Here is a 22150-nt window from a genome sequence, read left to right on the forward strand (position 1 = left end):
GTCCGCATGGCGCCTACCAGGATTGGTCGTAGATCAACATGCTCGCTGAGTACGCTGCCGGATTTAGCGTATAGCGCGCCTATTCACACTGGTTGTTGGTGGAGAAAGGGGGACGTAGCGAAGGCTCGATGAATGTTCGAAAGCTGGATCGCGTGAAGAGCGTCCTGTCTCGGCACCGTGACCTTCATCGCCCAGGCCGCATTCGTCTCTTCCATGATCTGACACGCGGTCCGACGCCAACGCGCCTCGCAGACGGTCACCCCGATATCTGTGATTGGAGAGTGCCTTCAACGTCGCGATCAAGAGTGGCCGTGCATCGTCAACACGTAGGAGACGTCGCAGCATCAATTTGAGAGGTTGACGGCGGAGTTGTCTTGCCGATAATCCAAGTCGTCGAGGTTCTCCGGTTCCTGTTTTATCCGGAGCTAAGAGGGAAGCCGGTGATGCCGGCGCTGCCCCCGCAACTGTGAGCGGCGAGCCGCTGTCCAACAGAGTCACTGAAGCCTGCGCGGCTTCGGGAAGGCCGGACAGTGGCGATGACCCGCGAGCCAGGAGACCTGCCCCGACAATATGTTCGTCCACGGGCGGGGTGTCCCGGTGGTGCGCCAAGCAGCCGTCGCTCGCGCGACGTCTCCTGCCTGCGTCCGCCATGGCCTTTGCCCCCAACATGGGGTTAACGCTATGTCTCTTCTCTCACTTCCGGTTGCCACGCTCGGGACGCCGCGCATCGGTCCAAGACGCGAGCTTAAACTCGCGCTCGAAAGCTATTGGGCCGGAAGAATCAGCGAACAGCAATTGCTCGAGGACGCAGCCGGCCTACGTGCGGCGAACTGGGCGCGCCAGAAATCCCTCGGTGTCACCATCATTCCGTCGAACGATTTCTCGCTATACGATCAGGTGCTCGACACCAGTGTCATGGTCGGCGCTATCCCGGAAGTCTATGCCTCGAAAGCCGAGCCTGCTTCTCTCAAGACGTATTTCGCCATGGCACGCGGTTCACAAAGCGGCAGTCAGGATGCGAGTTGCGGTCACGGACCTCGCGGCTATGGCGCACCCGCGCAGGAGATGACCAAGTGGTTCGATACCAACTACCACTACATGGTTCCGGAATTTCATCGGGGGCAGACTTTCAGACTCTCCTCTCGCAAGCCTATCGAGGAGTATGAGGAAGCCAAGGCCCTTGGCTTTCAGACGCGCCCTGTCCTGATCGGTCCGGCCACTTTCTTGAAGCTAGGCAAGAGTGCGGATCCCGCGATCCAGCCACTGTCACTCCTGGATGACCTGATACCGATCTATATCAAGGTTCTGCAGGAATTGGCCAAACGCGGAGCAGAATGGGTTCAATTTGACGAGCCCTGTATGGTCCTTGATCTGGATCAGGGGGCAAAAAAATCTTTGCTGCATGCCTATGACCGGCTCGCCAAGGAAGGGCCGGCCATCAAGATCATGGTTGCCAGCTATTTTGGCCACCTTGGCGACAATCTTCACACCGCCTTGCGCCTACCTGTTGCCGGCCTGCATGTCGATCTGGTTCGGGCGCCGGAGTTATTGGATCAGATCATTGCTGCCGGGCGAAGTGAACTCGTCATGTCACTCGGCGTGATAGACGGTCGCAATGTGTGGCGGACGAATTTGTCGGCGCTGCGCCAGCGGCTCGATCCCGCCATTGCGAAGCTCGGCAAGGATCGCGTACAGATCGCCCCATCCTGTTCGCTGCTTCACGTGCCGGTCGATGTTGAACTCGAAACGGAACTTGCCTCCGATGTCAAGAGCTGGCTTGCGTTCTCGGTTCAGAAGATTCGCGAGCTTGCGACCTTGGCACGGGCACTCGCAGGCGATCAGGATGTTGCCGACGCTCTTGCGGAATCGGAGCGCGTTACCACCCGCCGCGGAACTTCCCCGAAGATCCGTGACGCCAATGTCGCCGTCCGGATGAGTGCGATCAATCAGACCATGCGACGGCGCGTCAGCCCATTTGCCAGCCGTGCCGAGATCCAACGCAAGCGCTTCAAACTGCCGGCGTTTCCGACCACGACGATCGGATCGTTTCCGCAGACCGCAGAGGTGCGTAATGCCCGCGCGGCGCACGCGAGAGGCTCGATGAGCGACGGGCAATACGACAAGTTTCTCAAGGAGGAGACTGCGCGTGTTGTCCGTTGGCAGGAGGACATTGGCCTGGACGTGCTCGTGCACGGCGAGTTTGAGCGCAATGACATGGTGCAGTACTTCGGCGAGCAACTCGCCGGCTTCGCATTTACCAAAAACGGCTGGGTACAATCCTATGGCTCGCGCTGCGTTCGGCCACCGATCCTGTTTGGCGACGTCTCGCGGCCGAAGCCGATCACCGTGGACTGGTGGCGCTACGCGCAATCACTAACCAACAAGCCGATGAAGGCGATGTTGACCGGACCGGTAACGATTTTGAACTGGTCGTTTGTTCGCGATGATATTCCCAGAAGCGAGGCCTGCCGCCAACTTGCGCTCGCGATCCGAGACGAAGTCAGGGATCTCGAGAATGCGGGTGCGACCATGATCCAGATCGACGAAGCAGCGCTGCGCGAGGGGTTGCCACCGCGTCGATCGGAGTGGGCGGCCTATCTCGACTGGGCCGGGGATTGCTTCCGCATCTGCTCATCGGGCGTCGCCGATCAAACCCAGATTCATACCCATATGTGCTACTCGGAGTTCAACGACATCATCGATGCGATTGCTGCAATGGACGCCGATGTCATCTCGATCGAGACCTCGCGCTCGAAGATGGAATTGCTTGACGCGTTTCGGAACTACAAATATCCAAATCAAATCGGGCCGGGCGTGTATGACATCCATTCTCCTCGCGTGCCCGAGACAAGCGAGATGACGGGACTCATGGCGTTGGCTCGCAAGCGGCTGCAGGACTCGCAGCTCTGGGTCAATCCGGACTGCGGCCTGAAGACGCGGAAATGGGAGGAGGTTCGCCCAGCACTGGTCAACATGGTCGCTGCCGCCCGCGAGCTGCGCGCTGGATCCGCTCCCGTCGACCGTTGAGCCTTGGCCTGTTGTCTCTCGTCGAGAAAGCCGATCGCTTGTGGGACTTTGCGCAGTCGGTGATCGTGAGGGGACTTGGGGAACGAAAAAGCCCGGCCGCCTTTAGCGGCCGGGCGAAGTGTGTCCGGGAGGAGCGACGCTCTATGCATCGCACCGACGTCCATCGGCGGAGGGAGGACAGCCGATGGTTCGATCACGGCGAGGGCATCCGCCGAAAATCTGACCACAGTTAAAACAAAAGCTCAGCGGAGCTCAATTATGCCGTGGTATGCCGCCGATATTGCCTGGGATTAAAAATCTACACTAAGGTTTGTCGCTGATGAGTATTTTCGCAACGTGTTGCCGAGTTGAGCGACGTGGGCGGTAGTCGGGCCGTCATGGGCCGGCACCAAAGCGCACCTTGGTAGGCGTTCCTGCCGGAAACGGTGGGCTAGATCAACGCGACTATACGAAACTGCCGACGGAAAAAGAATGAGCGGGCTTGCTATTGATGCAGGCCCTGCTTACGCCAGTCTTGGGTCCGCGGGTTCCAAGCTTTGGTTGGGATCTTGTACAGCTTGGCAGACGAGCGGCGAACGGGATGCCGATCGGCGTGCTCTTCAGCGGTGTGATTGGTCGTCATCCTAAAGCATAGCCCAGTTGCGGGGATACTGAGCTCGGATTCTGAAACGCTGGGTTTCGCTTAGTCGCTAGACCGCATGACTATGTGTAGCGCCGGACCTAAGGAGGTGAGCGTCGAAGACTGATGCGACGCACCGGGCCAGGAACTCTGCGCCCTGGGCTACAGTGAGCCGGCCATCATCAATCGCCACGACGCCATCGGCGATAAGGCTGCCGAGACGAGAATGATCGACAACGGCTAATCTCGGATCTCGGCCGTAACGACGGGATGTCTCGGAAAGATCAACCGCAAAGTCGCACATGATTCGCTCGATGATTTCGGCGTGGAAGCGATCGTCATCGGTCAGTAGATAGCCCCTTGCGATGGCGAGCCGATCCTGGGAGATGCGAGCAAGGTAGTCCTTGGTCGAGACCGCGTTTGCGGCAAACCCCTGTTGCATACGGCCGATGGCGCTGGCGCCCAGACCAATGAGGACGTCAGCGCAATCGTCAGTATAGCCCTGGAAGTTGCGCCTCAGCCCGCCTTCCTGCCTCGCTAAGGCGAGATTGTCGTTCGGCAAGGCGAAGTGATCGACGCCTACGCGAACGTATCCAGCATCCACCAAAGCTCCCGCGATGGTTTCGGCCTGGAGGTGGCGCGTGACGCTGTCGGGTAGGCTGGACGCATCGATCCTGCGTTGATGTTTCTTGAACGAAGGAATGTGCGCGTAGCCAAAGGCCGAAAACCGGTCCGGATGAAGCTCGAGGCACTTGGCGACGGTGTCGAGGCACGAAGCGACCGTCTGCCGGGGCAGGCCATAGAGCAAGTCGAAATTGATCCGGCCGACGCCGGCGCGGCGTAACCGATCGACCGAGGTCGCGGTCTGTCCGAAGCTCTGCAGACGATTGATGCCGTGCTGAACAACTGGATCGAAGCTCTGGATACCAAGGCTCGCCCGGGTGACCCCGCAAAAGCCCAGCGCCTCGGCCATCGGCTCGCTCAACGTGCGTGGATCGATCTCTACGGCGATCTCCGCATCGGGCAGGACAGCGAAGGAATGGCGCAACGAACCGACGAGATCAGCAAATGCTTCAGGTGTCATGATCGTCGGGGTACCGCCCCCGAAGTGGATATGAGAGATCGGTTGCCGTCGACCAAACGTTTCTGCAACGAGGTAAGCTTCAGTCCGCAGTCCCGCTGCATAGATCGCGATCGGCTCCTGGCGTTTCGTGACAGACGTGTGGCAGCCACAATACCAGCACATCTTTCGACAAAACGGCACGTGAACGTAGATCGATGCGGATTGCTGGGCGTCCAACGACTTGAGCCACGTTTGGTAGTCGGATTCGCAAACCGATGCTGAGAAATGGGGGGCCGTCGGATAGCTGGTGTAGCGTGGCAGCCGGTGCTGCCCGTAGGAGTCTGCCAAGTCCGGTCGCATTCGGATGCCTTTCTTCCTCCTTGGGCCAGATTACCGGACACGCAGCAGATAAGCTTTGCGCTGGCTCAAATATCGCGTCGGACGATCGTGGCCATCATGCCGAAATTGGTAGGGCATGCCCGTGGCGTATGCATCGCACTTTGGGACGCAATGAGGCGCTCGCCCGGCCGCAATGAGCAGCATCTATCCGCGCGGGCCTCTGTAGTTCGTTGGTGATCAAATCCGGTCAGCGAACCGAGCCGCAATCGGTTAAGGTCATTCCCTGTGCTGGCCGGAGCGCTCGACGAGCGGCCGCAACCATCCATTCCGATCGGTCGGCGTGGGGTTCGTTTGGCGCGTGATCAGCGTGGCGTAGGCCAAGCCATATTGCCATTACCCTAGCGACGCACAGGTCATGGAACCTGCCGGACCCGGAGTGTATGGATTTCGGCGGCCGTGCGCAGCGTATGCGCGCCGGGAAGATTATCATCTTCATTTCAACAGGACGATCATGACGTCCACTTCCCATCGTGACACGTCGGCGATCAACTACGGTCCATCGGCTTTGGCGCCATCTGGCGGCTTGCCGGCCATTGCGGACGAAAACGCGACCGAGCTCCGTTCGGCTTCAGCTTCTTGCTCCAATTCTAGAATATGCGCTCTTAGCGCATCGGATGTCGCTTCCGCTGTCTTGCTGAATAACGGATCCCCGTCATTGGTGCGGGCGGATGCGACTTCGGTCCAATCCTCAGCCGATAGAGCCTTAACGGCGGCGGGGAAGAAGTCTCGTTCTTCCCACATCATGTGGTGCCGCTCCCGCATTATAAAGTCGCGTACGATGTTGCTGACGTCTTGCCGAACGAGTTCACGATCCGCGAGGATACCATCGATAGCTTGAGCGAAGTGATGCAGACGGTCGATGACTTCCCGGTGTTCGTGCGCGAGATCGCCGACGATTGCAGCCGCGTCCGGGTCGCGAGTTCTAAGCTTGGAGAAAATCAGGTCTTCCTGAGGATGATGGTACACCTCCGGGTAAACCTCGAAGTAGCTGATAATCGCGCGAATTACCTCATAGTCTGGACGGATCCCATGCTCAAAAATCTCCAATTCGCGTTGGAGGGCGACCAGAAGCAGGTCAATGTTGCGATGCTCTCGAAGCAAAAGATCGATGATCATTGCGGTGCTCCACGGAGGAACAATGTAAATGCCGATCCTGCATCCATCTGGATCGCCCAAGCAGAGGTTCGGGCGTCCGTCGTGCAGTGCGATTTGTCGGACGTTCGATGCTTAGGGTTTGCGTATTTCCCAGCGCCTCTCGAGCTTACCCCAGATCCTGCGCAAAGCGGCTGGACAGTTTGTCGCTCCGTAGCTCGATTCGGCGCAAAGTCGGCAGCGCGATCACGCCATTCTGCTCAAGTTGAGTGAGCGTGCGTGAAACTGTTTCGATGGTCAAACCAAGGTAATCGGCAACATCCTGCCGCGACATGGGCAGTTCGATCGCAGCGTTCTTCGTCGCGCGGCGTGACATATCGAGCAGGAATGTCACGACGCGCTCTTCAGCGCTGCTGATCAGGAGCATCAGATGTTCCTGAAAGCGGCGGAGTTCAAGCGCCATCGCATCCCAGAGCTGCCGTGTGAGCTCGCTCTCGTGGCTGGCGCGATCGATGAGGGCACTGCGCTTCACCGTCAAAAGGTGCGTTTCACAGACCGCCTCCGCCGAAGAGATATGGCTGTCTCCTGCCTCAAAGCCGAAGATGTCACCGGGCAAATAAAACGCGCCAATCTGACGACGTCCATCCACCATAATCCTGTAGCTTCTCACAGCACCCGATACCACCTGATATAGGTGTTCCGCTGCTTCGTCCTCGCCATAGATCTCGCTGTTGCGGGCGAACCGCATCGGGGTCGCAACCATACCAAACGGTCCATAGGTACGAGGCTGGCCACGCAAGACGCTGCTCGGATGATGGCTGATCTCGTGAATACTCGCGGCCTGTACGTACATGGCGGACTCGATCTTCGAAACGTCGATAGGACGCAGATTGGCCGTTTCCAACGAAGTGGAAAATTTGGATGTTTCCCCTAAGTAGAACCCACTAAGTATTTATACGTAAGAATACGCGCGGCGCAGCCCTTTGGTTGATCGAACACGGCTCAAAGTCGACCGGGCTGCGTCTGGATTGGAAAGCTGCATGCCGGGTTACCGGTCGTTCAGCTTGAGCTCGGACATCGTCGGGTAGAGCGGTGACAAGATTGTCCACGCTCATCGAGATCGGTAGCGTAGGTGCAATATTCGAAAACGGCGGCGCATGCTCAGCGGTTACGCCTCGCGAGCGAGGGCGGGTGCACGAAAGCCAAACAGCCGGCGCTCCTGTTCTTCAGATCGGCGGTCGGCCGGTGCCTCCCTCCGCCGGTGACTGGCCGCGTTCAGACCGCAACCAGCGGCATGTCGCGTCGAAAATTCTTGCCTTCAGTGTGACATCAAGACCGGGACGGAGTTTGCACGAAGCAGGTCTGCTGAGAGGTCCCCGCGCAGCCTTTCGCGCAGCCGACAGCGGCCGTATCCGCCCATCACCAGCAGGTCGAGGCTTTCGTCCGCGACAAGCGACAAGAGTGCGCGGTGCACCGACTTGGATGCTGGAAGCGACACGACCTTTGCAGGAAGCCCTGACCGTGCAAGATACTGTTCCAAGTGCTCGGTGGAACTTTCTGCCGGGATCTTGTGGGCAGAAGTGATCGCGATGATGGTCAGCGCGCCGGCTTCGCGCAGCAGCGGCATCGCGTCGTGCAACGCGCGGGCCGCAGGGCGGCTGCCGTCCCAGCATATCCCGACCCTTCTGGCCGAAAGAGCGCCGTGGAAGACGCTTGGCAGATACAGAACTGGCTTGCCGGCCTGGGACAGGATCTCCTTGGGAATAACGTTGTCATAGCTGTCGTAGCCGCTCTGGGGCTGTGTGACGATCGTCATGTCGTGCACGCGCGCGCTGGCGCAGATGCTTCGACGTGCCTCCGCTGGAAGTGCACTGAGGGCGCGGCTTGCATAGGAAATGCCGGCGCTCCTCGCCCGCAGATCAAAGATACGAAGCGCCGCTTCGGCTCGCTCCAGCGCATGCGCCTGCTCGATTTCAAAGACCGAAGTAACGGCCGCCCCGCCGAGTGCAGCGAGCGGAATAATGGTCCTCTCGTAACCGATTGCCATAGCGTCAAGGTGCGCGCCCGTGATCTGTGCGAAGGAAATCGAACCGTTCACCGTAGCCCGTACCGGGAGCTCCGTGGGAAGATGGACCAATATATTCCCGAACATTGCGGTTCTCCGGACGTGAAAGGATTGCTGCCCATCGGAGCATAAATCTGACCGCGCATTTGATCTGCTTCATGCACGGTCGTTGATTTGTCGAGGCAAGATCAAATCGGCGACGGACAGTTCGTGCAGGTCCGATGCCAAGTAGAGCCAGCATGGCATGTGTTGCATCGGTCATGTCAACCATGAATCCTGCACGATTCGTGCAGAGCGAGTTTTGCTGCACAGATGAGGGGGATTGAGGTGGCCGGAGATCGTGGATGCGTCCATTGCTCGAAATTCATGTTCGAAAACAGATGCAGCGAGAGGAGCGCCCAGCTTGCAACGGAATCTGATGCGCCGCTGGTTGGCTGCGGTCGAGCCGGTTGCGCCAATGCTCCAACTGCTGCTGAAAGTCAATCAGCGACATGCGAGGACAGGGGTGGGCGGACGCCAGCGCGACGTGCGCGTGCACCTTTCGCCGGGCCCGCCTTGATTTTCGTCATTGCCGGTCTGTGGTCCTGGCCTGTGCGCAAGTCTTTGCCGGGCAATGCGCTCCGCGCCCACGCGATTGAGGATCATTTATCGACAAATTCGTCTAAGATCTGCCGCACCAACGCTCGTCGCTTATAGCGCGTGCTCGCGACCCTGCTAGAGTCCGGCGGCAATGGCGATCCGCATCAACTCGGACATGCTGCGTACACTGGTCTTGGCCATGAGGTTGGCACGGTAAACCTCGACCGTTCGCGGGCTGATGCCAAGATCGTGCGCGATTACCTTGTTGATCTTGCCGGCCAATAGTCCCCGCAGGACGTCACGCTCGCGCAAAGAGAGGTCCGCAAGGCGGGCTTCCGCCTGCAGTTTCGCTGCGTCATCGGCTGGCTTCATAGGCCGCGCTTCCAAAGCGGCGTTGATGGCGCGCAACAGTACCTCGTCCTCGAACGGCTTCTCGATGAAATCGACCGCACCCGCCTTCATCGCTTCAACCGCCAGCGATACGTCACCATGACCGGTTATCAGGACGACCGGACAGTCGATGCGATCGGCCTTCAGCTTGCGCACCAGTTCAAGGCCGCTCATGCCTGGCATGCGGATATCCGATACGACGCAGTCGACTGGACCGCTCGCGATGTCATTGAGAAACTCGGTCGCCGTCTCGTGGGTTGCTACCCAGAAACCACTAATATCAAGCAGAAAGGCCAAAGAATCCCGCATCGCGTCGTCGTCGTCGATCACAAGAATGCGCCGCGCAGTCATGCTTCTTCACCGACCTCCGCAAATGGCAGCGTGAACTGAAAGATCGTGCCTCCGCCCGGATTGGCTTCCGCGACGATGTGACCGCCATGGGATTCGACGATTGTCCGGCAGATTGATAGTCCAACACCCATGCCGTGCTCCTTTGTTGTGACAAAGGGCTGGAACATGCGGTCGGCAACATCAGGGCTGATGCCGGAACCCGTATCGGCGACGGTGAACCTGGCGAGACCGTCGACCTTGCTAACTCCGACGGTCAATTCGCGGCGCGGACAGGAAGCCATCGCCTCGATTGCATTGCGTATCAGGTTCAGCGCGACTTGCTGGATCTGGATCTTGTCTACGATCATTGACGGCAGTTCGCGATCGCTGCGCATCGTTACCCGCACGCCTTGCTCCTTGGCGCCGAGCAGGGCCAGCGCCACAGCCTCTTCAAGAAGCGTGAGCGGATTTTCCACAGAATGCTGCGTCTCGCCTTTGGCAACAAATTCCCGCAGGCGCTTGATGATATCGCCGGCGCGCAGAGCCTGTTGGACAGCGTTTTCGAGTGCATCACCGATGCGACTGGCGTTTGGCTTGTCTGCCGCCAGCAGAACTTTTGCGCCGCGCATGTAATTCGTGATGGCGGAGAGCGGCTGGTTGATTTCATGGGCGATGGACGATGCCATCTCACCCATGGCGGTCAACCGAGACACGTGGACGAGTTCAGACTGCAACTCCTGGAGCCTGCGTTCCTGCGCCCGCCGTTCGGTCAGGTCTCGGATGAAGCCGGTGAAGAAGCGTTCGCCGCGCACTTTGGCCTCGCCGACGGCAAGCTCCATCGGAAAGGTCGAGCCGTCGCTCCGCTCGCCGACCACAATGCGCCCGACGCCAATGATGCGCTGCTCGCCGGTGGTCAGATAACGTTCAATGTAGCGGTCGTGCTCGGATCGGTAGGGCTGCGGCATCAACTTGGATACATTCGTTCCAACCACGTCATCCGGCATCCAGCCGAATAAACGCACAGCCGCGGCGCTGAACGAGCGAATGATGCCCTTCTCGTCAATCACGATCATGGCTTCCGGTACGGTGTCCAGGATCGATTGCAGATGGGCCTGCCGATACCGCGCCTGCTCCGATTCCTGCCGCAGCCGGTCGCCCATGAAGCCGAGCATGGGACCAAGTACCGCGAAGGCTGCAATATCGATCGTGTTCGCGGAAACGGTGATGAGGCCTTTCCCAAGTACTGCGACGCTGACGACAAGGCAGAGCAGGGTAGCGAAGCTCGCCGGTCCGCGCCCGCCGGCGAAAGCGGCAAAAACGATCGCCGGAAGGTAGATGATCGTAAATGAGCGATCCTCGAGATACGGATTTAACGCTGCGCGGAGCACGAGGGCGAGCGCGGCGGCTGCCGCCGCAGTGCCATAACGATACCAGATGTGGTCGGACATATCTGCCGGTAGACCCTCTCATTCAATCGAACTTACATCGTTTGGTCGCAGGAGACCACCGAAGGCAGACGCGTGCCGATTTACGGTCGATATATTGTGCAGGAAGGCGCGATCGTTATTTGAGCCAAATGCGCCAATGCGTGGGCTGCACAGCGACGTGCTCCCCGCTCGTCGCTCTGATCCAGCCGCCGAAGATCCGGCGGCAGGGGAAGACCAGCCGATGAATGGTATTACCCTCGATCACGCCAATCTCCAGGTCCCGATCAAAGGGCGCCGTCTCGATCCGCTCCCAGGTCACGTTGCTATTACGCCCTGGACGGTGTTCATCGCTGCCGACTGACAAATTCAATCACCTTCCAGACAGTCCGGGCGCCATCGCTTGTCCAGCCGCGGGAACAGCTGCAGCCCAATATCGCACACGCCGCGTGCGGTCTCGATTGCGGAGATCGTCGCCTCGGTGCTCTTGGCAAAGGCATTGCTTGACGTTCTCGCAAATATCGGGATTGGCGGCTGCGAGGCGGTTTTCCGCTTTTGATCAAACTGATCCGGACCATCCTGCAATTGTGCCCGCCGCAGGAGAAAGTTTGCCGAGGCCTGTCATGTCGAACATCCATTGTTGGCGAGTCGTCTCCTGGCCATGGCATTAATTGGAGGGGCGCGCGGATGGCTAGCTGCGCTCGGCTCCGAGGGTCCGCGGGTCGATAAAGTGGACACCATCGCAAGCGATGCAGGTGATCTGGTGCAGGTCGTTGGCGGGCTCGGCTGCGTCGTCCGGCAGCAGTCCTTGAACCCGGTCGCCTCTATTTGGGCACGAAACGATCATGGGGCGCCAAGTCGTTCTGTGAGCCATGTGTCTGACCTATGACTGGGATAATGTTTTTATCGGCAGCTAGCCGTGGAAGTATTGATCCAAGTCAAAAAAAGCGCGATGCGCGTCTGGAACGACGGACGGCGGCGCGGCCGCCGCGAGTGGTCAGGATGGGCAAGCATGTTCCATCGCGGGTGGCTCGCTAGGCCGCCAGCCGAGTTGATGGAAATCAAAATGCAGGACGCGCAATCATGCGAATGTTGAAGTACACCCCACGCTCACCGCACCGTGACAACGTTTGTCAGTAGAGATGTGAGAGGCGGGAAGGAGATGTTAAATTGATTGCTCGCCTCGCATTGTCGGTGGCCTTGCCGGCGCTGATCGCAGCCGTCGGCTTTGGTGCGGAAGCCCTGAACCTTAGCCTTTTCGAAACCTTGGCTGCGGTGAGTCTGATCATTGGCTTTGCCGTTGCGGCGGCAGGGTGGGCCGTCAGGAGCGAGACAGGGGCCGTTTCGCTTTCTTGCTTGCGATCACGGGGGCGCAGGTCTGGCTGTGGCCAATAATTTGGGATGCTGCTTGAGGCAAATCAAATGCTCTCCTGGCACGAATGGCAGAATAGGCAAGGATGAGTAAACCCACCTAAAAAGAGGGTAGTCATGCCTTCATTTAACGTTCGCTTCATTAAGACCGTTTGCGACGATACGGGCTACGAGCATCGTGCGTGTCAGGCGGCGTTCAAGGTCGATGCTGCATCGCTGAGTGCTGCTGCGCTCCAGGCGGAGACCGACTTCTGCAAGCAAAAGGGGGTCCGCGATTGGACCATTTTCGCCGATGCGATGGAGCTTCGAGCCCCGTCTGCATTGCCTCCTTCATGGGCCGGCTAGCCTGAACTCGGCTAGCGCCGATGTTCCATCCCCGAGTTCAAGCGCGATCTTGTAAAACGTCGCTCCGAGCGTCGACAAGCTCGCGATGTTGTTGCCAATGTAGCAGGCGTCCTGTTGCCCGGGGCAGGAATACGAAATGACCTTGCCGCAACTCTTGCCGGCCCGTCGCTCAGCCAGCTGGGTGCGCTGCTCCGCAGAGCATCGTCCCGGGCAGGGCGATCCGGATCGAATGATTTGCTCCGACGTTGGTCAAATTTGATGCAGGTCAAAAACAAATCTGCCTCCTGCAGCTATGGCTGCTTCGAGGGATATGACACATGGTCAGCCAACCTGCACATATCGGTGGTCCTTGGCGGTTTAGGAGCTTGCTTGGCCGGTTACGAGCGAGTCTGTCTCGAAAGTCCGAGCTTGCTTACTTGAGCCCGCAGGACATCGATGCGATCGCGCGCGAGCTTAATCTGTCAACGTCCGCGTTTCGAACCCTGGCGCAGAGTCCGAGCGCTTCCGAACTCTTGCGCAAGCGCCTCGCGCTTGCTGGTTTTTCCGAACATGCGCTTGCCGCCTGCCATGGTGACGTGTTGCGCGATCTGCAGCGGGTGTGCGGCCTATGTCCGGCCAAAGGACGTTGCGCCGCCGACCTCCAAGCTGGTATGCATCGAAATCCGCTGAAAGACTGCCCCAACGAACACACCCTGCGCGCGCTCGGTCGTGAGGTCGATGACGGCCGCCCGCAGCGCTTTCGCGATTGATGAGCCCGATCGCTTAGCTCGCCGGAAATGATCTCCCCAAGCATCCCGCGTTCAAGGAAGGCCTAGCCATGACAAGCCCATCCTCCGCCTCGAAATCCACCACGATGGGTGAAGCAGGCCTGATGTCGGCATTCGCAGTTTCTGCATTCGTTTTCTATATCGCCGGGGCGATGGGGCACGATTCTGCCTTTACGTTCCACGCATTGCTGGCTTCTGCCGCCAGTCTGATCGCTGCAGCCATCATCCTCAACCGATACTATGAACGGCCGGCGCAACTCCCGCCGGCCCAGATCAATGGCCGACCGAACTACAATCTTGGTCCGATCAAATTCGCCTCGGTACTTGCGATGTTCTGGGGCATTGCAGGCTTTTCCATTGGTTTGCTGATCGCCTCGCAGCTTGCCTGGCCTGCACTGAATTTTGATCTGCCCTGGACGAGCTTCGGCCGGCTGCGCCCGCTGCACACATCGGCTGTGATATTTGCGTTCGGCGGAAACGTGCTCATCGCGACATCGTTCTACGTCGTGCAGAAGACCTGCCGTACCCGCCTGGCTGGCGATCTTGCGCCATGGGTTGTGGTCGTTGGCTATAATTTCTTCATTCTGATCGCGGGCACTGGCTATCTGTTCGGTATCACCCAATCGAAGGAATATGCCGAGCCGGAGTGGTACGCCGATCTCTGGCTCACCATCGTCTGGATAACCTATCTCATTGTGTTCCTGGCGACACTGTTGAAACGGAAAGAGCCGCATATCTTCGTCGCCAACTGGTTCTATCTCGCCTTTATTGTCACCATTGCAGTGCTCCACCTCGGCAACAATCCCGCATTGCCGGTGTCGGTGTTCGGTTCGAAATCCTACATCGCCTGGGGCGGCGTGCAGGATGCCATGTTTCAGTGGTGGTACGGCCATAACGCGGTTGGCTTCTTCCTGACCGCCGGCTTCCTCGCGATCATGTACTACTTCATTCCAAAAAGAGCCGAGCGCCCGGTCTATTCTTATCGTCTGTCGATCATCCACTTCTGGGCGCTGATCTTCCTCTACATCTGGGCTGGTCCGCACCATCTACACTACACGGCGCTGCCGGACTGGACGCAGACCCTTGGCATGACGTTCTCGATCATGCTGTGGATGCCCTCCTGGGGCGGCATGATCAACGGCCTGATGACGCTTTCGGGCGCCTGGGACAAGCTGCGCACCGACCCGGTGCTGCGTATGCTCGTGGTCTCCGTTGCCTTTTACGGCATGGCGACGTTTGAAGGTCCCACCATGGCGATCAAGGTCGTCAATTCGCTCAGTCATTACACGGATTGGACGGTCGGCCACGTGCATTCAGGCGCGCTGGGCTGGGTCGGCTTCGTATCATTCGGCGCGCTGTATTGTCTGATTCCCTGGCTTTGGAATCGCGAGCTATATAGCCTCAAGCTCGTCAACTGGCACTTCTGGATCGCCTCGATCGGGATCGTGCTCTACATCTCCGCGATGTGGGTGTCCGGAATCCTGCAGGGGCTGATGTGGCGCGCTTACACCTCGCTTGGTTTCCTCGAGTACTCGTTCATCGAGTCGGTCGAGGCCATGCATCCTTTTTACATCATCCGTGCCGCGGGGGGCGCACTGTTCCTGATCGGCGCGCTGATCATGGCCGCCAATCTCTGGATGACGGTGAATGCACAGGAAGCCGGTCAAATCCAGGACGCTCAAGCGCTCCAGGCCGCAGAATAGGTCATCGCATGTCGCTCTGGAACCGACACAAGATCTTTGAGAAGAACTCGATCATCCTGATCGCAGGTATCCTTGCCGTGATAGCGGTCGGTGGCCTGGTCGAGATCACGCCGTTGTTCTACCTCAAGAGCACGATCGAGGCGGTGGACGGTGTGCGGCCTTATACGCCGCTCGAACTTGCCGGCCGCAACATCTACGTACGTGAGGGGTGCTATCTCTGTCACTCGCAGATGATCCGGCCGCTACGCGATGAGGTCGAGCGCTACGGACATTACTCGCTGGCCGCTGAGAGCATGTATGACCACCCGTTTCAATGGGGCTCGAAGCGGACCGGCCCGGACCTCGCGCGTGTTGGCGGGAAATATTCCGATGAATGGCACGTCACGCATTTGAACAATCCGCGCGCCATCGTGCCGCAATCGGTGATGCCAGGCTATCCGTCGCTGGCGAACACGGAGATCGACCTGGCCGACATCGTCGCACATCTGCGCACCAATCGGGCGGTCGGTGTCCCCTATACCGAGGACCAGATCAAGAACGCTGTCGCTGACCTGAAGACGCAGCTCGATCCTGACAGCCCGAACGTCGCATCGTTCCAAAAGCGCTATCCGAGGGCGGCTGTGCGCAATTTCGACGGCGGGACCGGCAATCCGAGCGAACTCGATGCGCTTGTCGCCTACCTGCAAATGCTCGGCACATTGATCGATTTCAAGCTCTACGACGAAAAAGCCAATCTGCGCTGAAGGATCCTTGGATGAAAGCCATTATTTCCATCGAGAGCCTGGCTTCAAGCTTCGTCGTGACGCTCTGGACGCCGTTGTTCGTCGGCATCTTCGTAGCCATCGTCGTTTACGCGCTGTGGCCCCGCAACAAGAGGCGTTTTGATTCTGCAGCGCGCATGCCGCTGCGCCGGGACTGACAGATCATGACCGAGCATAACGACATCGATATCGATCACATCTCTGGCCGCTCCACGACGGGGCACGAATGGGATGGTATAAGGGAACTCAACACACCGCTGCCGCGCTGGTGGATTTTGAGCTTCTACGCCACGATCCTTTGGGCCATGGGCTACTGGGTCGTTTATCCGGCCTGGCCACTCCTCTCAAGCTACACGACCGGCGTGTTTGACTATTCGACCCGCGCCAGCGTCATCAATGACCTTGCCAGTCTTGAGAAGCTGCGCGGCGAGAAGATGGCCATGCTCGGCAAGGCGTCTCTGACCGAGATCGAGAAGGATCCGGTCCTGCTGGGATTGGCCCGGGGGCGCGGCAAGACGGTGTTCGCGGACAATTGCGCGCCCTGCCATGGCAGCGGCGGCGCGGGTGCCAAGGGGTATCCGAACCTCAATGACGATGACTGGTTGTGGGGCGGATCGCTCGACCAGATCCTGCAGACCATCCAGTTCGGCGCACGTTCCGGACATGCGAAGGCGCATGAGGGACAAATGCTAGCCTTCGGCCGCGACGGCATCCTCACGAAAACCGAGATTGTCACCGTAGCGAATTACGTGCGATCGCTGTCAGGCCTGACCACGGCAGCCGATTTCGATGCTGCGGCCGGCACAAGGATCTTTGCCGAGAATTGCGCGGTCTGTCATGGCGAGAACGCCAAGGGCAATCAGGCACTCGGCGCGCCGAATCTGACTGACCGGATTTGGCTGTACGGCTCGGATGAGGAGACGCTGGTCGAGACCATCAGCTATGGCCGCGCCGGCATCATGCCGGCTTGGAGCCGGCGGCTCGATCCCGTCACCGTCAAGGCACTTGCCGTCTATGTGCATTCACTCGGCGGCGGACAATAGGCGAGGTGCGCCGCAATACCTGCGGCGCCGTTGGCCCGGATCAACGTGAGTCACCCGCGTCCGATGTAAGGTCGTCATGAAACCTGCCGTGAACAAGACCGTTTCGCGCGATGACCCGGTGATCGACGAGGATGGGCCACTCTATGTAGCCCGTAGGAGGGTCTATCCGCAGAGCGTCCGCGGTACTTTCCGCACCATCAAATGGCGGCTGATGGTGGTGTGTCTGGGCATCTACTATCTGCTGCCATTCGTGCGTTGGCATCGTGGCCTTGGCGCTCCCGACCAGGCGGTGTTGCTCGATTTCTCGAACCGGCGGTTCTACTTCTTCTTCATCGAGCTCTGGCCGCAGGAGCTTTACTACTTCACCGGCTTGCTCGTGCTTGCCGCCATTGCACTGTTCCTGATGAACGCGCTGGGCGGTCGGATTTGGTGTGGTTATCTCTGTCCGCAAACGGTCTGGACCGACCTGTTCCATGCGGTCGAGCGCTGGCTCGAGGGCGACCGTCGCGAGCGGCTGAAGGCCGCCGCACGCCCTATGACGATGGGGCGCGCGGCGAAGCGCGTGCTGAAGCACGCGATCTGGTTGATGATCGCTTGGTGGACCGGCGGCGCCTGGGTGCTCTACTTCGCCGACGCGCCGACCTTGGTGCGCGATCTGGCAACGTTCCAAGCGCCAGCAATTGCCTATATCTGGATCGGGATCCTGACCGCTTCGACCTATCTGCTGGCTGGCTACATGCGCGAGCAGGTTTGCGTTTATATGTGTCCTTGGCCGCGCATCCAGGCCGCGCTCACCGATGAATGGGCGCTCAATGTCACCTACAAATACGATCGCGGCGAGCAGCGCTGCTCATTGAAGAAATCATTCGATCTGCGCGCGCGCGGCGAAAGGGCCGGCGACTGCATCGATTGCAATCAATGCGCGGCGGTCTGCCCGACCGGAATCGACATCCGCAATGGCGCCCAGCTGGGCTGCATCCAGTGCGGGCTGTGCGTCGACGCCTGCGATGCCGTCATGAGGAAGATCGGGCGCAGCACGGGCTTGATCGGTTATGACAACGACATCAATATTCAGCGTCGGATGGACGGCAAGCCGGAGCTATTCAAGCCGGTACGCCCGCGCACGCTCGTCTATGCTTCCTTGATCGTGGTCGTCTGCGCCGTGATGCTTTATGGGCTATCGTCGAGAACTCTGCTCGATCTCAGCATCCTACACGACCGTAATCCCGTGGCGGTCAAGCTCAGCGACGGTTCGGTTCGCAACGGCTATACGGTGCGCTTGCTCAACAAGCGCGGCGTCGATCGCGTGATCGCGATCGACGTCGATGGCCCAACCGAAACGTCCGTCCACGTCGTCGGCGCCGATTCCGTGACCGTGGATCGACCGATGATCGTCTTGGCTCGCGATACTACGACAGAACTGCGTGTACTGTTGACAGCGCCGGTTGACGACAAGTCAGGACACTCGATGCCGGTGAGGTTTCGGGTCACCGATATTGGCCTTGGCGAGGTCGCTTCCGCAATGGATCATTTCGTTCTCCCCTAGCCAGCACTGACCGGATCTGACCATGACCGCATCAATTCGCGTCGCGCGGCCCATCACCGGACGCTTCGTCCTGATTGCCCTTCTCACCTTCTTTTCGGCCGTGATTGGCGCCAATATGCTAATGATGCGCTTTGCCATCACGACCTTGCCGGGGACAGAGGTCGACAGCGCCTATAGCGCTAGCCTCACCTATGAGCGTGAGATCATCGCGGCACGACAGCAGAACGAGCGACGTTGGCAGGTTCAGGTACATATCCACCGGCGGCCAGACGGTGAAGCTGTGCTTGCGATTGAAGCGCGCGACCGCGCAGGCGCGCCTGTCGCTGGAGTGAATTTCATGGCCCGGCTCGAGCGCCCGGTCGACCGCCGGGCCGATCGGGCGATTGATGTCTCGCAGGCCGATGTTGGAACTTTCCGGGGCAGCGCCTCGGGCGTCGCCGTCGGGCAGTGGGATCTCGTGATCGAAGGCGACGCCGGTGGCCGCCGCATGTTTGTATCGAAAAACCGCGTCGTCTTGAACTGAGAGTACATGCCCCATGCAGAAAGACATCGATTTTTCTCACTTTCTGAAAAGGGCGGGCGCGGACCTCGTCCAACTCGACCTCGCGGTAGAGGGCATCAGTTGCGCGGGCTGCATGGGCAAGATCGAGCGCAATTTGTCGAGCATTCCGGATGTGACCTCGGCACGCGTGAACCTTACCGAAAACCGGCTGGTGATCGAATGGAAGGCTGGAGCGCTCGATCCAGCGCTATTTGTCAAGCGGCTCGCCGAACTAGGCTATAGGGCGTATCCCTTCCAGCGGGACAGTGCGGAGACGTTGGAGGCGGAAAGGGCGCAGAGCTTGTTGCGACGGCTCGGCGTCGCCGCCTTTGCCGCAATGAACGTGATGATGCTGTCGATCCCGGTGTGGTCCGGAAATGTCTCGGACATGCTGCCGGAGCAGCGCGACTTCTTTCATTGGCTCTCCGCGCTGATCGTCCTGCCCGCGGCGGCCTATTGTGCACAACCGTTCTTCTCTTCCGCTTTTGCGGCGCTTCGGGCACGCGGAGCCAATATGGACGTGCCGATCAGCATCGGGATCCTGCTCGCCTTGGCAACTTCGGTGATCGAGACCATCGCTCATGCCGAGCACGCCTATTTCGATGCGGCAATCATGTTGATCGCCTTCCTGCTCGCAGGCCGCTATCTCGACCAGAACATGAGGCGGCGCACCCGCGCCTTCGCCAGCAACCTTGCTGCACTAAAGGCGGAAACTGCAGCGAAGTTCATAAGTCCTACCGAAATCAGAACCGTTCCTGTGGCGGCGATCAAACCGGGAGATATCGTGCTGGTCCGACCCGGCGAGTGCTGTACCGTCGACGGCAGCGTGATCGGGGGACACTCCGAGGTCGATCAAAGCCTCGTTACCGGCGAGACCTTGCCGGCGATTGCGGCTCCAGGCAGCGCGGTGTTCGCCGGCACATTGGTCCGATCCGGCACCCTGCGCGTCCGCGCGGCGACGGCCTCGGACGGCACACTGCTTGCCGAGATCTCCAGGCTACTTGATCATGCCCTCCAAGCGCGCTCGCGCTATCTGCGCCTCGCCGAGCGCGCGTCGCGGCTCTATGCGCCCATCGTTCACACTACGGCCTTGCTGACGATGCTTGGTTGGCTGGCCTCCGGCGTCGCCTTCCATGACTCGGTCGTCACCGCGATCGCAGTCTTGATCATCACCTGCCCCTGCGCGCTGGGCCTGGCTATCCCCGCGGTGCAGACCGTGGCCTCCGGCGCACTATTCCGTTCCGGCGTGCTGCTCAATGCGGGGGATGCGATCGAGCGTATTGCGCAGGTGGACCGAGTGATCTTCGATAAAACCGGTACGCTGACGCTGCCTGAGCTCGATGTCGCCAACCTCGCTACTATTCCCCACCATGTCATCGAATTGGCAGGCCGGCTCGCGCTGGCGAGCCGCCATCCGATCGCCGCCGCCGTCGCACGAACTGCCGGTGCAAGCGAGCCGCTCGCCGATATCGAAGAGGAGCCGGGACGAGGGGTCCACGGTTACTATGAGGGAGCGCCAATCCGACTTGGCCACCCCGCCTTCTGCGGTGTCGACAGCCTCGCGAACGAGATCCTGTGCCGTGATCCTGAGGCCTCCGTCGTCGCGTTCAGCCATGGCGACGTCAGGCACGTCTTTGCCGTCCGGCAACGGATACGGCCAGACGCAGCCGAGGTCGTCGCGAGCCTCGCGTGCCTTGGTATCATGGTCGAGATCGTTTCGGGGGATCGTGAGCCAGCTGTCCGGCGGGCCGCCGAGACGCTCGGCATTCAAAGGTGGCGCGCCAACGTCTCGCCGCCGGACAAGGTCGCTCGGATCGAAGACCTGACCAGCCAGGGGCACAAGGTGTTGATGGTCGGCGACGGCTTGAACGATGCGCCCGCGCTCGCTGCAGCGCATGCATCGATGTCGCCTGTCACTGCCACCCATATGAGCCAGGCAGTCGCTGATGTCGTCTTCCTCGGTGAGCGTCTCGAGCCCGTGATGACGGCGGTCAGAGGCTCGCGCAGGGCGCTGCGACTGATGCGGCAGAATCTTTGGCTTGCGGTCGTCTATAACCTCCTGGCTGTGCCCATTGCGATCGCCGGCTTGGTGACGCCGCTGATTGCCGCTGCGGCTATGTCAGGTTCGTCGGTACTGGTCATGCTGAATGCGCTACGGGCACGAAGAAGCGAGGCGGCCTGATGGAAGTCCTGGTCTATCTGGTTCCGCTAGCTCTTTCGCTCGGCTTCTTCGGCCTGTTGGGCTTTCTGTGGTCGCTGAAGAGTGGTCAGTATGACGATCTCGACGGGGCGGCTTGGCGCGCAATCACCGATGAAGAGCCCAACGAACCGTCTGTGCCGATCCAGATAGTGAAAATGGACCAGGGCATTCGTTGTAGCGGTCGTCAGCGCTGTCCGCGCGAGTGCTAGCTCGCGCATCCAGTCGGCCACTGCCGCAACTGGCGAGAACATGCGAGTCGCGAAGTCGGACAGCAAGCAGCTTGTTGAGAAAAGCAATGCGCTCAATGATCAACAAAGGCTGCTCGATGGTCTGTCCGGCTATCGATGGCGAGCTGTGTGTCCGAGACCACGATAGCTGCAGTCGCGGCTTCAGCCGCTGCCTCGCCCACGACGTCCCATTAGCTGCAGTCTCATCGATCACCGCTATCTCGATCGCGTAATCAATCGGGCCGGCGATGTCGCATTCTCCAGCAAGGTCGACCGTCGGACAACGAGGAACGCTCGAATTTGGACGAGTGTGGCGACTGGAGCCAAAAGCGCTGGCCGTCGATATCGACGTCGTCCGAAATCTCTCTTTCTAAGAGATCATTGCGAGTGCAAATGATGGTTTTGCCGCTCTCGCGCTACGTCAAGAAAAATGAAAGCTGTTCATGCGACAGGATTGTACCACTTCGATAGGTTGTCGAGATCCGCAATGGAAGACGAGATCCGATCCGGTTGCCTCGATCAGCGCAAACGAAACTCTGCAGCTAGACGATCAGCTTTCCGACTGTGGCGGGAGCGACCATTATAAGAGATCGCGACGGTGTCTCACAGGGACTTGCATGGTTGATCCCTCTAAGATCGATTCAAACCTCGAACCTGA

General features: G+C 59.5%; 18 protein-coding genes and 1 riboswitch. Of the genes, 11 read left to right on the forward strand and 7 right to left on the reverse strand.

Features of this window, described 5'->3' with window-relative positions:
- The first annotated feature begins 379 nt into the window (after nt 1-379).
- Nucleotides 380-579, forward strand: a riboswitch (cobalamin riboswitch).
- Nucleotides 580-681: 102 nt separating this feature from the next.
- Nucleotides 682-3027 (forward strand): 5-methyltetrahydropteroyltriglutamate--homocysteine S-methyltransferase, encoded by a 2346-nt coding sequence (gene metE / locus ACVW1B_RS03290; protein ID WP_069276038.1) that lies wholly within the window; start codon nt 682-684, stop codon nt 3025-3027.
- 689 nt (nt 3028-3716) lie between these two features.
- On the opposite strand, the gene hemN is transcribed toward metE, so the two are convergent.
- The 7 genes from hemN to ACVW1B_RS03325 form a co-directional block, all read right to left on the reverse strand.
- Complete coding sequence (hemN, locus tag ACVW1B_RS03295) at nt 3717-5069, reverse strand: oxygen-independent coproporphyrinogen III oxidase (RefSeq protein ID WP_253587725.1); 1353 nt, start codon at nt 5067-5069, stop codon at nt 3717-3719.
- Between the two features lie 528 nt (nt 5070-5597).
- Nucleotides 5598-6224, reverse strand: a complete 627-nt coding sequence (locus tag ACVW1B_RS03300; RefSeq protein ID WP_253603366.1) for a hemerythrin domain-containing protein — start codon at nt 6222-6224, stop codon at nt 5598-5600.
- Between the two features lie 145 nt (nt 6225-6369).
- Nucleotides 6370-7053: a helix-turn-helix domain-containing protein gene (locus ACVW1B_RS03305; protein ID WP_253603364.1), complete on the reverse strand. Its 684-nt coding sequence runs from the start codon at nt 7051-7053 to the stop codon at nt 6370-6372.
- A 465-nt stretch (nt 7054-7518) separates the two neighbouring features.
- Nucleotides 7519-8352, reverse strand: coding sequence for a universal stress protein (locus ACVW1B_RS03310; RefSeq protein ID WP_069276035.1), 834 nt, complete (start codon nt 8350-8352; stop codon nt 7519-7521).
- Between the two features lie 627 nt (nt 8353-8979).
- Complete coding sequence (fixJ, locus tag ACVW1B_RS03315; protein ID WP_069276034.1) at nt 8980-9585, reverse strand: response regulator FixJ; 606 nt, start codon at nt 9583-9585, stop codon at nt 8980-8982.
- Nucleotides 9582-11012 (reverse strand): PAS domain S-box protein, encoded by a 1431-nt coding sequence (locus ACVW1B_RS03320; RefSeq protein WP_069276033.1) that lies wholly within the window; start codon nt 11010-11012, stop codon nt 9582-9584. Before ACVW1B_RS03320 ends, fixJ begins: the two co-directional genes overlap by 4 nt.
- Before the next feature lie 115 nt (nt 11013-11127).
- Nucleotides 11128-11361 (reverse strand): hypothetical protein, encoded by a 234-nt coding sequence (locus ACVW1B_RS03325; RefSeq protein ID WP_256559072.1) that lies wholly within the window; start codon nt 11359-11361, stop codon nt 11128-11130.
- A gap of 1115 nt (nt 11362-12476) precedes the next feature.
- Between ACVW1B_RS03325 and ACVW1B_RS03330 the strand changes: the two genes are divergently transcribed.
- From ACVW1B_RS03330 to ccoS, 10 genes are all read left to right on the forward strand, one after another.
- Nucleotides 12477-12704 carry a hypothetical protein gene (locus ACVW1B_RS03330; RefSeq protein WP_069280672.1) on the forward strand — a complete coding sequence of 76 codons (228 nt, stop codon included), beginning with the start codon at nt 12477-12479 and terminating at the stop codon, nt 12702-12704.
- A 416-nt stretch (nt 12705-13120) separates the two neighbouring features.
- Nucleotides 13121-13453 carry a hypothetical protein gene (locus tag ACVW1B_RS03335; protein ID WP_069276031.1) on the forward strand — a complete coding sequence of 111 codons (333 nt, stop codon included), beginning with the start codon at nt 13121-13123 and terminating at the stop codon, nt 13451-13453.
- Nucleotides 13454-13557: 104 nt separating this feature from the next.
- The gene (ccoN, locus tag ACVW1B_RS03340; protein ID WP_375166983.1) at nt 13558-15174 is read left to right on the forward strand and encodes a cytochrome-c oxidase, cbb3-type subunit I; all 1617 of its coding nucleotides are present in this window, start codon (nt 13558-13560) and stop codon (nt 15172-15174) included.
- Nucleotides 15175-15182: 8 nt separating this feature from the next.
- Entirely contained in the window at nt 15183-15917 is a 735-nt protein-coding gene (ccoO, locus tag ACVW1B_RS03345) for a cytochrome-c oxidase, cbb3-type subunit II (RefSeq protein WP_069276029.1), read from the forward strand.
- Between the two features lie 11 nt (nt 15918-15928).
- A complete protein-coding gene (locus ACVW1B_RS03350; RefSeq protein WP_057018760.1) occupies nt 15929-16093 on the forward strand; it encodes a cbb3-type cytochrome c oxidase subunit 3 in 165 nt (54 codons plus the stop codon).
- A 6-nt stretch (nt 16094-16099) separates the two neighbouring features.
- Nucleotides 16100-16978: a cytochrome-c oxidase, cbb3-type subunit III gene (gene ccoP, locus ACVW1B_RS03355; protein ID WP_069276028.1), complete on the forward strand. Its 879-nt coding sequence runs from the start codon at nt 16100-16102 to the stop codon at nt 16976-16978.
- Between the two features lie 76 nt (nt 16979-17054).
- Nucleotides 17055-18524, forward strand: coding sequence for a cytochrome c oxidase accessory protein CcoG (ccoG, locus tag ACVW1B_RS03360; RefSeq protein ID WP_256558515.1), 1470 nt, complete (start codon nt 17055-17057; stop codon nt 18522-18524).
- A 22-nt stretch (nt 18525-18546) separates the two neighbouring features.
- Nucleotides 18547-19047, forward strand: a complete 501-nt coding sequence (locus ACVW1B_RS03365; RefSeq protein WP_069276027.1) for a FixH family protein — start codon at nt 18547-18549, stop codon at nt 19045-19047.
- A 13-nt stretch (nt 19048-19060) separates the two neighbouring features.
- Nucleotides 19061-21247 (forward strand): heavy metal translocating P-type ATPase, encoded by a 2187-nt coding sequence (locus ACVW1B_RS03370; RefSeq protein ID WP_069276026.1) that lies wholly within the window; start codon nt 19061-19063, stop codon nt 21245-21247.
- A complete protein-coding gene (ccoS, locus tag ACVW1B_RS03375) occupies nt 21247-21474 on the forward strand; it encodes a cbb3-type cytochrome oxidase assembly protein CcoS (RefSeq protein WP_069276025.1) in 228 nt (75 codons plus the stop codon). Before ACVW1B_RS03370 ends, ccoS begins: the two co-directional genes overlap by 1 nt.
- The last annotated feature ends 676 nt before the right edge of the window (nt 21475-22150 follow it).

It is taken from the genome of Bradyrhizobium sp. USDA 4502 (genome assembly GCF_054063355.1).